Below are 12,497 nucleotides of genomic sequence, written 5' to 3'. Positions count from 1 at the left end.
GAGGACCATTGCATGGATGTTTTTGACGCAGCCGCCGAAAGGCCGAAAGACGATGCCGACGTCCGCGTCGGCCGGCGCGTGCGGGCGCTGAGGCTCGAGCGCAAGCTGTCGCTGGCCGAGCTTGCCGCCAAGGCCGGCATCTCCATCGGCGCGCTCAGCCAGATCGAGCGCGGCATGTCCTCGCTGCGCGTCAAGGTGATCTGGCCGCTCGCCGCAGCGCTCGACATCGAGCCTTCGGCGCTGATCGCCGACGGTAACGAAGCGGTCAACGATCTCTATTGCGTGCGCGCCGACAAGCGGCGCTCGATCCCGGTGAAGTCCGAAGGCATTGCCAAGGCGCTGCTGTCGCCGCCCGCCGCGACGCTCACCGGCATGCTGGTGACGGTCGAGGCCGGCGGCGGCACGGCGGAAGCCTACGCCCATGCCGGCCATGAATTCGGTTTCGTATTGTCAGGCGAGGTCGAGCTGGTGGTGGACGCGACGACCTACCTGCTCAAGGCCGGCGACAGTTTTGCCTTCAAGAGCACGCTCCTGCATGCCTTCCGCAATCCCGGCGCCGAGCGCTGCCAGATCCTTTGGGTCAACACCACCAAGCCGTCCGAGGTGCGCGATGGCGCCTGACGTGCTCGTTCGACTGCAGAAAGTTTCGAAGTTCTTTCCGGGCGGTATCGTGGGCCTCGACGCCGTCGATCTCGACATTGCGGCGGGCGAGTTTCTGACCCTGCTCGGCCCCTCCGGCTGCGGCAAGACGACGAGCCTGCGCGTCATCGCCGGCTTCGAGAGCCCGACCAGCGGCAACGTCCTGCTCGAAGGTCGCGACATCACCGGGCTGAGGCCCTTCGACCGCCCGGTCAACACCGTCTTCCAGGACTACGCGCTGTTTCCGCACATGGACGTCGCCGCCAATGTCGGCTTCGGCCTGTCGCTGCGCAAACTGTCCGGCACCGAGCAGGCCAAGCGTGTCGGTCAGGCGCTCGACATGGTCGGGCTCGCCGACAAGCTGCGCGCCCGCATCTCCGAACTCTCCGGCGGCCAGCGCCAGCGCGTCGCGCTCGCCCGCGCCATCGTCTGCGAGCCGCGCGTGCTCCTGCTCGACGAGCCGCTGTCGGCGCTCGACGCGCATCTGCGCGAGCAGATGCAGGTGGAGCTGAAGCGGCTGCAGTCCACGCTCGGCACCACCTTCGTCATGGTCACTCACGACCAGACCGAGGCGCTGTCGATCTCCGACCGCATCGTCGTCATGAACAAGGGCCGTATCGAGCAGATCGCGCCGCCCGCAACGCTTTACGACCGGCCCGCGACGAAGTTCGTCGCCTCCTTCATCGGCACGATGAATCTTCTTCAGTCGCGCTTTGTCGGTCGCGACGGCGAGCGCCTGCGCTTCGCCGCCGGCGAGCTGCCGCTGGAGGCGGTCTCGGACACCGGCGAGACGCCGGCCGCGGGCGATACGCGCACCATCGGCGTTCGGCCGGAGGATCTGCTAGCGGCCGCCGAAGCCGCCGAAGGCACTGCGCCGGCCAGGGTCAGCGGCATCGTCTTCCACGGCCGCACGCTGCGCCTGCACGCCGAGCTGAAGCAGGGGACTGCGATCGTCATCGATGCCCCGCGCCGCGCCGACGGTTTTCAATTCCGCATCGGCGACGTGGCGCATGTCAGCCTGCGCCGCGGCGCCAACTGCCCGATGCTTGCGAGCTGATGCGATAGAGAGCTTCGCTCACGACGCCTTGGCGAAAAACCCCTGGTAGTCGGACTTGGCTTGCAGCAGGCGCAGGATGTTCTCGCGCGAGCCGCGCACATGGGCGCGGGCGCGCTCGCCGGCTAAAGCGACGTCGCCGGCACAGATCGCGTCGACGATGCCGGTGTGCTCCTCGCGGGTGAGCTTCCATTCGTCGAGCCACAGAAGCTCCGTCCACACATATTGCTGGCATTTGTCGAGGATGCCGCAGAGCATGCCGCAGAGCATCTCGTTCCCGCTGATTTCGGCGATCACCCGGTGCAGGTCGATGCCGACCTGCAATTCCTCGAATTTCTCCCGGGTGCTGCGGTCGGGGATCGCCGCCAGCCGCTCGCATTCGGCAAGCATCTCACGCAGCCTCGCCTTGTCGGCGGCGGTGGCGTTGGCCGCCGCCAGCTCGGTCGCACGCCCGTCGAGCAGTTCGCGGATATCGAAGGCCTCGCGGAACATGGTCAGGTTGAACTCGGCGACGATATAGCCCTGGCGCGGACGCCCGATCACCAGCCCGTCGCGCTCGAGCCGGTTGAAGGCCTCGCGCACCGGGGTGCGGCTCACCTTGAGGCGTTCGGCCATGTCGGCCTCCGTCACGCGGCCGCCCGGCGGGATCTGCCCGGTGATGATCATCGCCTTCAGCTTCTCGAACACAGAGTCGCGCAGCGTGTTTTTCCGTTCCTTGCCCAAACTTCCCGCTCCAACGGTCTGTGACGGATTCGCAGTCTAGTGCCTTTTAGCGCCTGCTTGAAACAGGACAGTTTCGAGAAGCAGTCACCCGAAACGCGCTCCATTTCTCCCGTAGTCAAAAAAGCGATCATCCGAGTTGACATCGGCTCCTGCCGAATTACACTCAAAATTGTATACAAATTCGCATACCAAATCAACGATAACGGGAACACCGGTTGGAGAAGCGAAAATGACGAAGAGACTTTGCATTCGCGGCCTGGCGATCGCTGGGCTGCTGGCCTCGGTTGCCGTTCCGGCATCGGCCGCCGACACCATTACCGTCGCCTCATGGGGCGGCACCTACCAGGAAGCGCAGACCAAGGCCTTCTTCGATCCGACGGCCAAGGAGCTCGGCATCACCATCAAGCAGGACACCACCAACGGCCTCGACGACGTGCGCCTGCAGGTCACCGGCAACGCAGTCAAATGGGACATCACCGAGCTTGGCGCAGATGAATGCGCGCGCGGTTCCAAGGAAGGCCTGTTCGAGAAGCTCGACTACAGCCTCATCGACAAGAGCGGCATCAACCCGAAACTCGTCCATGACGACTGGGTCGGCGTCTCCTATACCTCCGTCGTGCTGATCTATCGGACCGACGTTTTCGGCGACAAGGGACCGAAGACCTGGGCCGATTTCTGGGACGTCGAGAAATTCCCCGGCCGCCGCGCGCTCTCCGGCAGCCAGGCGACCGAAACGCTGAGCGTTGCCGCGCTCGCCAAGGGCACTCCGATCGACAAGGTCTATCCGGTCGACATCGACAGCGCGCTGCAATCCGTCGACAAGGTCAAGGGCCACATCGACGCCTGGTGGACTTCCGGCGCGCAGGCCATGCAGCTCGTCAAGGATGGCGAGGTCGATATGGCGAGCATCTGGAACGGCCGCGCCGGCACTTTGAAGAAGGAAGGTGCGCCGGTGAGCTTCTCCTTCGACCAGGGTGTGCTCACCGCCGACTGCCTGGTCATCCCGAAGGGATCGAAGAACAAGGACCTCGCCATGAAGGCGCTGGCCAAGTTCGTCAGCCCCGAGCTCCAGGCCAATTTGCCGCTCTATGTCGACAACGGCCCGGCCAACGAGAAGGCCTTCGAGACCGGCAAGATCCCGCAGGAACGGATCAAGGACATCAATTCCTCGCCCGAGAACGTCAAGAAGCAGGTGCTTCAGGATCCCGAGTTCTGGCGCGACAACCTCGTCGAGGCGACCGAGAAGTTCAACAACCTGATCCAGCAATAGCGACTGTGGTGGAGCGACGCGCCGAAGCGTCGCTCCACCTCGTTTCGCCGACAACGATCCGGAGTTGAAGGAGATGCTCTTGTCTCTTGCGCAGTCCGCGCTTCCCATCGGCATTCACGGCATCGAGAAGCGCTTCGGCGTTGTCTCGATCCTCAGCGATCTCAGCCTCGATGTCGCGGCGGGCGAGTTCCTGACGCTGCTCGGTCCCTCGGGATCGGGAAAGACGACGCTGCTGATGATCCTGGCGGGTTTTGTCCGCGCCAATGCCGGCTCAATCAAGGTCGGTGGCGAGGAGATCATCACCATGCCGCCGCACAAGCGCAACATCGGCATGGTATTCCAGAACTATGCGCTGTTCCCGCACATGAATGTCTTCCACAACATCGCCTTTCCGCTGAAGCAACGACGCGTGTCGGCGGCGGAAACGGCCGAGCGTGTGGAGAGGGCGCTCGATCTCGTGCAGTTGAAAGGTCTGGGCGAGCGCCGCGTCGACCAGCTTTCCGGCGGCCAACGCCAGCGCGTGGCGCTGGCTCGCGCCATCGTCTTCGAGCCGCGCATCGTCTTGATGGACGAGCCGCTGTCTGCGCTCGACAAAGGCCTGCGCGAGCACATGCAGATCGAATTGCGCAACCTGCATCGGCGGCTCGGCATGACGACGGTCTACGTCACCCATGACCAGCGCGAGGCGATCACCATGTCGGACCGCATCGCGGTCATGAATGCCGGACGCATCGAGCAGATCGACCAGCCCGAGGCGCTATATGCTCGGCCGAAGACGAGGTTCGTCGCCGGCTTCATCGGCGAATCCAACTTCATCCCGGTCGAGTGCCGCAACGGCAGCGTCTGGTATGAGGACAGGAAGCTGCGCATGAACGATCCGGCGCCGTCCGCCGGTCGGCATCTGATGGTGGTGCGGCCGGAAAAGCTGCGGCTGCTCACCGATGCGGATCAGGCAGGCATCAATGCGCTGCCGGCGACAGTCGGCGATGTCATCTATCAGGGCGACAGCTTCATCTGCTACGCGACGCTCCGTGACGGGCGCCAGGTGACGCTGCGCGACTATTGCCGCTCCGACGTGCTGGCGAAGCTGCCGGCGCCCGGCGAGCCGATCACGCTCGGCATCGATGCGCAGGATGTCGTGCTGGTGACGGACCGATGAGCGTCGGATCCGCCAGCCTCGACCACGCGGACAAGCCGGACGGCGTGCTGAACGCCGATGCGTTGCGCGCCGATGCCCGGCGCCAGGTATTGGGACTTCTGGCGCTGCTGTCGCCCGGGCTGTTCCTGGTCTTCGCCATCATCGTCGTGCCGATCGGTTGGCTGTTCTGGCTCTCGCTCTTCGACGAGACCGGTGAGCTCAGCCTCGCCAACTATGCACGCTTCTTCGAGCAGGCGTCCTACACCAAGACCTTCGCCACCACCTTCAAGGTTGCCTTCGTCGTCACCGGGGCCTGCGTGCTGTTCGGCTATCCGCTGGCATACATGCTGTCGCAGCTGCCACGCCGCGCTGCCTCGGTCTGCCTGATATTCGTCATCCTGCCGTTCTGGACCTCGGTGCTGGTGCGCACCTATGCCTGGCTGGTCATCCTGCAGCGCAAGGGCCTGATCAACAATTGGCTGATCGACCTCGGCCTGATCGGCCAGCCGTTGCCGCTCGCCAACAATTTCGCCGGTGTCGTCATCGGCATGAGCCACATCATGCTGCCGTTCCTGGTGCTGCCGCTCTACGCCTCGATGAAGACGATCGACGTCGACTGCCTCCGCGCCGGCATGAATCTCGGCGCCAGCCCCGCCGCCACCTTCCGGCAGATCTTCTTCCCGCTGTCGCTGCCAGGCCTTGCCTCCGGCGTGGTCATCGTTTTCGTGCTTTGCCTCGGCTTCTTCGTCACGCCGGCGCTGATGGGCGGCGGCAAGGTCGTCATGTGGGCGATGCGCATGGAGCAGGCCACCAGCCTCTATTCCAACTGGGGCGCGGGCGCGGCACTCGGCGTCGTGCTGCTTGCCGTCACGCTGGCGCTGCTCGGTCTGTTCCAACGGCTGCTCGGCGCGCGCGCCACCGGAGTCTGGAGCCGGCGATGAGCGCGGAAAACGGTCTGCCCATCTCGCATTGGCAACGCCTGTGGCTGTATCTGCTGGGCGGTCTCGTCATGCTGTTCCTGATCGCGCCGTCGGTGATCATCGTCATCATGTCCTTCTCCGGATCGACGCTGCTGCAGTTCCCGCCCGAGCAATGGTCGCTGCGCTGGTATGAGAGTTATTTCGGTTCCGTCGAATGGCGCGACGCCACCATCGTCTCGGTCAAGGTTGCGGTGATGACGGCGATCGTGGCGACGCCGCTCGGCACTGCCGCGGCCTACGCCATCAATGCCGGCACGCTGCGGCTGACCGGCGCCATCAACGCGCTGCTCACGGCATCGCTGATCATTCCGGTCATCCTGATCGGTATCGGCACCTTCTTCCTCTATGCCCGCATCGGCCTCAACAATACGCTGACCGGCCTCGTCATCGCGCATACCGTGCAGGCGTTGCCGCTGGTCGTGCTCACTGTCCTGTCGGGGCTGCGCTCCTACGACATGAACCAGGAGATGGTGGCGCGCAGCCTCGGCGCAGGGCGCTTCGCCGCCTTCTTCCAGGTGACCATGCCCCAGCTGCGCTTCTCGATCGTCTCGGGCGCGCTATTTGCCTTCATCACCTCCTTCGACGAGGTGGTGGTCTCGCTTTTCATCTCGGGCGGTGAGACCACGACGCTGACGCGCCGCATGTTCAATGCGCTGCGCGACCAGATCGATCCGACGATTGCCGCCATTTCGACTTGCCTGATCGTGCTATCGATCGTCTTGTTGTCCGCGGCCCAGCTTTTCGGCCGCGGACGTTGAAGTTGAGGGATACCAACACCAGCATGCGTGATTTCCAGTTCCCAGGCCGCTCGCCGGTCCGCGCCACCGAGGCCATGGCCGCGACCTCGCACCCGCTTTCCACACTGGCCGCGATCGAGATGCTGCGCTCCGGCGGCAACGCCATGGACGCCGCCGTCTGCGCGGCTGCCGTGCAGGCGGTGGTCGAGCCGCAATCGACCGGCATCGGCGGCGACTGCTTCGTGCTCTACTGCCCGAAGGGCGACGGCAAGGTGATCGCCTTCAACGGCTCGGGCCGCGCGCCCCAGGCCGCGACGGTCGACTGGTATCTGGAGCACGGCTTCAGCGAGTTGCCGAAGCAGGGCGCCCACGCGGTGACGATTCCCGGCGCCGTCGACGCCTGGTGCCGGCTGCTGGGGGACCACGGCCGCAAGGGGATAGCCGATGCCCTCGCACCGGCCATCCGCTACGCCGAACACGGCTATGTCGTGCACGACCGCGTCGCCTTCGACTGGGCTGATCCGGAAACCGATCTCTCGGCGGATGAGGCGGCGGCGCGCATCTTCCTGCCGGGCGGCAAGCCGCCAACGGCAGGTGAGGTGCACCGCCAGCCGGAACTGGCGCAGACGCTGCGCATCATCGCCAAAAAGGGCCGCGCCGGTTTCTATGAAGGCGAAGTCGCGGCGGATCTCGTCGGACGGCTTCGCGCGCTGGGCGGCCTGCATACGCTCGACGACTTCGCCGCGACGAAGGGCGACTACAAGACGCCGGTCAGCACCTCCTATCGCGGCTACGATATCCACCAGATGCCCCCCAACAACCAGGGCCTGACCGCGCTCCTGATGCTCAACGTGCTCTCCGGCTTCGATCTTGGCGCGCTCGACCCGAACGGCGCCGAGCGCCTGCACCTGGAGATCGAAGCCGGGCGGCTCGCCTACCGCGACCGCGACAACCTGCTCGCCGATCAGGACCATGTCGCCGTTCCCGTGAACGAACTTCTGTCCGGCACTTATGCCGACAGGCTGCGTGCCGAGATCGATCGTCAGCGCGCCATGACGCATTTGCCGCGCGTCGATCTACCGGGCAGCGACACGGTCTACATCAGCGTCGTCGACAGCGACTTGAATGCGGTGAGTTTCATCAACTCGACCTACTATTCCTTCGGCAGCGGCGTCGTCGGTCCGAAGACCGGCGTGGTGCTGCAGAATCGCGGCACCAGCTTCCGGCTCGATCCGAAGCACCCGAACGCGATCGCGCCCGGCAAGCGGCCGATGCACACGATCATGCCGGGCATGATGGCGAGGAACGGCCGCGCGGTGATGCCGTTCGGCGTCATGGGCGGTGGCTACCAGCCCTTCGGCCACGTGCATCTTTTGACCAACATGATCGATTTCGGCATGGACCCGCAGCAGGCCCTGGATGCGCCGCGCGTATTCTACAACCACGACGTCGTGGAGGCCGAGCGCAGCGTGCGTGCCGATGCCATCGAGGGCTTGCGTCGCCGGGGCCATCGCGTTGTCGAGCCGGATCATCCGCTTGGCGGCGGTCAGGCTGTGCTGATCGATTGGGAAAGAGGCACGCTGACCGGCGCCTCCGATCCGCGCAAGGACGGGCTGGCGCTCGGATATTGAGCAGCCCTTGCTGGACATCGGCCGATCGTTCGAAACATAGTCTGGAGCCATGACAAACAGCGCAAATTCCATCGATCTCGCCCATCGCCTCGCTCCAGGCGCCGAAGACGCACCGGCCATCGCGGCGCCTGAACGGACCGCACTCTCGCATGGCAAGCTGCGCCGGCTGATTGGCGATGCGGTGGCGCGGCTCAACGCACTCGGCATCGGCCGTGGGGACCGCGTCGCCATCGTGCTGCCCAACGGCCCGGAGATGGCGACCGCTTTCATCGCGGTGGCAGCTGCTGCTTCCACCGCGCCGCTCAACCCGGCCTATCGGGCCGACGAGCTCGATTTTTATCTGAGCGATATCGGCGTTAAGGCGATCCTTGTCGGCAAGGACGAGGCTGGTCCCTCTGTCGAGGTCGCCGAGCGTCTCGGCATCCCCGTGCTGCGCCTGGTCGTGCCGGACGGCGCGCCGGCCGGCATCTTCACGATCGAGGGCGATCCGGTCGGCCCACCGGTCGCGTCCGGACTGGCCGAGGGTGGCGACACCGCGCTTCTCCTGCACACCTCGGGCACCACCTCGCGGCCGAAACTGGTGCCGCTCAGCCACGCAAACCTTGCCGCCTCGGCGGCGCATATCGGCGTCACGCTCGGCCTGACCGCGGCCGATCGCTGCCTCAACATCATGCCGCTGTTCCACATCCACGGGCTGATCGCGGCGGTGCTGTCCTCGCTCGCCGCCGGCGGCAGCGTCTTCTGCACGCCGGGCTTCAACGCGCTGCGATTTTTCCAATGGCTCTCCGAAGCGAAGCCGAGCTGGTACACGGCGGTGCCGACCATGCATCAGGCGATCCTGCCACGCGCCGCGCGCAATCCCGAGCAACTGGCCGAAGCGAAGCTGCGCTTCATCCGCTCCTCATCGGCGTCCCTGCCGGCGCAGGTCATGGCCGAGTTGGAAGTGACATTCGGCTGCCCGGTGATCGAGTCCTACGGCATGACCGAGGCCGCGCACCAGATGGCGTCCAACCGCCTGCCGCCCGGCCGGCGCAAGCCGGGCAGTGTGGGCGCTGCGGCGGGACCGGAAGTCGCCGTCATGGCGCCGGATGGGCGGCTGCTCCAGGCCGGCGAAATTGGCGAGATCGTCATCCGCGGTCCGAACGTCACCGCCGGCTACGAGAAGAATCCGGACGCCAATGCCAGCGCCTTCGCCCATGGCTGGTTCCACACCGGCGACCAGGGCGTGCTCGACGAGGACAACTATCTGCGCGTCACCGGCCGGCTGAAGGAGATCATCAATCGCGGCGGCGAGAAAATCTCGCCGCTCGAGGTCGACGGCGTTCTGATGGACCACCCGGCGGTGGCGCAGGTCGTCACCTTCGCCATGCCGCATGACAAGCTCGGCGAAGAGGTCGCGGCGGCGATAGTGCTGCGCGAAGGCCAGAGCGCCAGCGAGGCCGACATCCGCGGCTTCGCGGCGACGCGGCTCGCCGATTTCAAGGTGCCACGCAAGGTGTTGATCCTGGACGAGATCCCGAAGGGCGCGACCGGCAAGTTGCAGCGCATCGGTCTCGCGGCAAAACTCGGTCTCGGCTGATGCGCATTGCAGTCTTCGGCGCCGGCGCGATCGGCGGCTACCTCGCTGCCAAGCTGGCGATCGCCGGCCAGGTCGATCTGTCGATCGTGGCGCGCGGCGCGCATCTCGAGGCGATCAAGGCCAGCGGCCTCCGTCTGATCCAGGATGGCAAGGAAACGGTCACGCGCATAAGGGCGGCGGCGCGAACCGAAGAGCTCGGCGTTCAGGACTATGTCGTGCTGGCGCTGAAGGCGCATTCGCTGGCGCCGGCGCTGGACGAGATCGTGCCGCTCTTGGGCAATGGGACCGCGGTCGTCACCATGCAGAACGGCGTGCCCTGGTGGTATTTCTACAAGGCCGGCGACGCGCTCGAAGGCACGCGGCTCCAAGCGGTCGATCCCGGCGGAGCGATCTGGCAGCACATCGGCCCTGAGCGCGTCATCGGCTCCGTCGTCTATCCGGCTGTCGAGGTCGATGCGCCCGGTCTGATCCGCCATGTGGAGGGCACGCGCTTTTCGCTCGGCGAGCCTTCGGGCGAGAAGAGCGAACGTGTGACTGCTCTGGCGCGCGAGATGGTCAAGGCTGGACTGCAGGCGCCGGTCCGCGAGGACATCCGCTCTGAGATCTGGGTGAAGCTCTGGGGCAATCTTTCCTTCAACCCGATCTCGGCGCTGACCGGCAGCACGCTCGCCGCGATCGTCGCCGACGAAGGCACGCGCGCGCTTGCCCGCGCCATGATGCTGGAGGCGCAGTCGATCGGCGAGAGCCTCGGCGTGCGTTTTCCCATTTCCATCGACCGGCGCATCAAGGGCGCCGGCGACGTCGGCGAGCACAAGACCTCGATGCTGCAGGATCTGGAGCGTGGCCGTCCGATGGAGATCGACGCGCTGGTGGGCGCCGTGCAGGAACTCGGCCACCTGACCTCTCGGCCGACGCCGACCATCGATAGCGTGCTGGCACTGGTGCGTCGCTTGGCGATCGAGCGCGGGTGTTATTAGGGGAACGCCGGTCCTGAAAATCCGCCGCTTCACTCCGATAGCTCTGATTGCCACAATGAACAAAAATAGAACAAAAGGGCTTGGCCTGAGTTGACTCCGCAAAGGAAAACTTTCCTATTTCATGAGTCATGCCGGAGCCCAGCAGCCGAACACGCCGCGTCGTCCAGACGCTCAGCCGTGCCCATGAGATCGGGCAGCTAATCCGCGTCCGCTGCATCAACTGCAACATCACGCGCCACTATCTGCCGGGTGACCTCCTCAAGCTCGTAGGAGACATTCCGTTTTGGGATGTAGAGCGGCACATGCGTTGTGAGCGCTGCAAGCGGCGGGAGTTCGATGTGGACATTCTGCTGCCCAGCGCGGTGCAGGGTGTGAAGATACGCGTGAGGCGGCTTGTGGGGGTCCGTATGGTGCGCCGCGTGATCTGGAGGGATGGGGAGTAGGCGGTTAGTCTAAATCCCGCCAGAACGTCTTTTGCCCGACCCACCGGCGACCACGGGATGGACGCCAAATCGTTGCTCAACGTCCTCCATAACGTCAACAAGACGCCGTAAGCAAGTTAGCCGCTCCTCTTCATTCATGGCCTTCTGAGTTAGCTCCAGAATGGTCTTCTGCTTCAATGCGGATAGTCTAATTCTCCCCTGCTCTCGCAGTTGCGCCGTTCGCTCGATACCGCTCTTGATCAGGAACCCGGACACTAATGTGGTTGCGGCAGATATCACAACAACGAGCCACTTCATCCAAGGAACATAGTCGGGGTGGGAAGGAGGTGGCAGGGCTGCGATGACAGTCACCAGGAAAGACAAGACGAGGATCGATGTCTGCAAACGCCAAGCCCACCGTTCCCACTTATCCGTTTCGTCCCAATACCATTGCAGCATGTGGTCAATCTGCGACCCAACGACTGCCTCCGCTTCCATATTGCTCAGCTTAGAACTTGCCTGACCTGCTGCCGCCACTGCCCCTACCTCCTCCCAGTTAAAACAACGAGCCTTGCGTTGGCGAGGGTTGCTGCACGGGGAACTTGATCTGCGTGGCCGGCTTCTCGACAATCATCAACGCATCGTCCGGCGCTGTCCGCTGCATGTGCCGAACTTCGGACCATGGTGCCGTCAGCCAAGTCTCCACCTCCTCCTGGGTGGTCAGGATCACCGGCATAGCCTTCTCGTGGATCGGCGCGATCAGCGCGTTCGGCTTGGTCGTGAGGAAGCCGTAAAGCTCGAAGTCGCCCGGCCCGTCCTTGACCCTGCGGACACCCCGCCAGCTCGTCCACATGCCGGCAAAGAAGAACAGCGGCCGGTCCTCATTTCGGGCAAACCAATAGTTCCGCTGTATGCCTGTCTCAGGGTCCTTGTCATTCGGCGTTGGGCTCGGCTCCGCGAAGCTCGTCACGGGCACCACACAGCGGTTCTCCACGCCAACATATTGCTGCCAATGGCCATACTGCGGATTGCGGATGTTGGTTGTGCCGTAGTCCACCTTGCCCTTCACCCGCTCGGCCGGCGTAGGCATTCCCCAAAGCAGCTTGGCAAGCTCACGCTGGCCATCGGGGGCGTTGCGGACCACCGCGCCGGGCATGTTGGGGTAGACATCTAGGGAAGGCTCAAGGTTGCCCACGATGTCGCGCATAGCGCGGGTCCACTCGCGGATGGCGTCTTGGCTGGTGGTGATGTTGTAGAGGTTGCACATGCCCTAGGATGCCCCAGCGGTCGCTCGTAATCCAGAAACAAAAAATGGCCAACGGACCTGTACTGGTCGGTTGAACATGC

Annotated in this window: 12 protein-coding genes; 9 read left to right on the top strand and 3 right to left on the bottom strand. The window is 64.7% G+C overall.

Annotated features, from left to right (window positions below):
* Window positions 1-12: 12 nt before the first annotated feature.
* Together QAZ47_RS28975 and QAZ47_RS28970 are read left to right on the top strand one after the other, a co-directional pair.
* Complete coding sequence (locus tag QAZ47_RS28975; RefSeq protein ID WP_278231650.1) at window positions 13-621, top strand: cupin domain-containing protein; 609 nt, start codon at window positions 13-15, stop codon at window positions 619-621.
* The gene (locus tag QAZ47_RS28970) at window positions 611-1,696 is read left to right on the top strand and encodes an ABC transporter ATP-binding protein (RefSeq protein WP_278231649.1); all 1,086 of its coding nucleotides are present in this window, start codon (window positions 611-613) and stop codon (window positions 1,694-1,696) included. Before QAZ47_RS28975 ends, QAZ47_RS28970 begins: the two co-directional genes overlap by 11 nt.
* Before the next feature lie 18 nt (window positions 1,697-1,714).
* Here the strand turns inward: QAZ47_RS28970 and QAZ47_RS28965 are convergent, their stop codons facing one another.
* Window positions 1,715-2,416 carry a GntR family transcriptional regulator gene (locus tag QAZ47_RS28965; protein WP_278073389.1) on the bottom strand — a complete coding sequence of 234 codons (702 nt, stop codon included), beginning with the start codon at window positions 2,414-2,416 and terminating at the stop codon, window positions 1,715-1,717.
* A 229-nt stretch (window positions 2,417-2,645) separates the two neighbouring features.
* On the opposite strand from QAZ47_RS28965, the gene QAZ47_RS28960 reads away from it, so the two are divergent.
* The 7 genes from QAZ47_RS28960 (at window position 2,646) to QAZ47_RS28930 (ending at window position 10,728) form a co-directional block, all read left to right on the top strand.
* Window positions 2,646-3,686: an ABC transporter substrate-binding protein gene (locus QAZ47_RS28960; protein WP_278231648.1), complete on the top strand. Its 1,041-nt coding sequence runs from the start codon at window positions 2,646-2,648 to the stop codon at window positions 3,684-3,686.
* Window positions 3,687-3,765: 79 nt separating this feature from the next.
* Window positions 3,766-4,845 (top strand): ABC transporter ATP-binding protein, encoded by a 1,080-nt coding sequence (locus QAZ47_RS28955; protein WP_278231647.1) that lies wholly within the window; start codon window positions 3,766-3,768, stop codon window positions 4,843-4,845.
* On the top strand, window positions 4,842-5,765 hold the full coding sequence (locus QAZ47_RS28950) for an ABC transporter permease (RefSeq protein ID WP_278231646.1): 924 nt from the start codon (window positions 4,842-4,844) through the stop codon (window positions 5,763-5,765). Before QAZ47_RS28955 ends, QAZ47_RS28950 begins: the two co-directional genes overlap by 4 nt.
* Entirely contained in the window at window positions 5,762-6,562 is an 801-nt protein-coding gene (locus QAZ47_RS28945) for an ABC transporter permease (RefSeq protein WP_278231645.1), read from the top strand. The genes QAZ47_RS28950 and QAZ47_RS28945 overlap by 4 nt, the downstream gene beginning before the upstream one ends.
* Window positions 6,563-6,585: 23 nt before the next feature.
* Entirely contained in the window at window positions 6,586-8,172 is a 1,587-nt protein-coding gene (gene ggt, locus QAZ47_RS28940) for a gamma-glutamyltransferase (protein WP_278231644.1), read from the top strand.
* Between the two features lie 49 nt (window positions 8,173-8,221).
* Window positions 8,222-9,751 carry an acyl--CoA ligase gene (locus tag QAZ47_RS28935; RefSeq protein WP_278231643.1) on the top strand — a complete coding sequence of 510 codons (1,530 nt, stop codon included), beginning with the start codon at window positions 8,222-8,224 and terminating at the stop codon, window positions 9,749-9,751.
* A complete protein-coding gene (locus QAZ47_RS28930; RefSeq protein WP_278231642.1) occupies window positions 9,751-10,728 on the top strand; it encodes a 2-dehydropantoate 2-reductase in 978 nt (325 codons plus the stop codon). The genes QAZ47_RS28935 and QAZ47_RS28930 overlap by 1 nt, the downstream gene beginning before the upstream one ends.
* A gap of 452 nt (window positions 10,729-11,180) precedes the next feature.
* Here QAZ47_RS28930 and QAZ47_RS28925 read toward each other — a convergent pair whose 3' ends face one another.
* Entirely contained in the window at window positions 11,181-11,687 is a 507-nt protein-coding gene (locus QAZ47_RS28925; RefSeq protein WP_278231641.1) for a hypothetical protein, read from the bottom strand.
* A gap of 19 nt (window positions 11,688-11,706) precedes the next feature.
* Window positions 11,707-12,417 (bottom strand): SOS response-associated peptidase, encoded by a 711-nt coding sequence (locus QAZ47_RS28920; RefSeq protein WP_278231640.1) that lies wholly within the window; start codon window positions 12,415-12,417, stop codon window positions 11,707-11,709.
* Between the last annotated feature and the right edge of the window lie 80 nt (window positions 12,418-12,497).

Origin of the sequence: Mesorhizobium sp. WSM4904, assembly GCF_029674545.1 — a bacterium.
In the GTDB taxonomy this organism is placed as follows: domain Bacteria; phylum Pseudomonadota; class Alphaproteobacteria; order Rhizobiales; family Rhizobiaceae; genus Mesorhizobium.
This window is presented reverse-complemented; position numbering and strand designations above follow the sequence as displayed.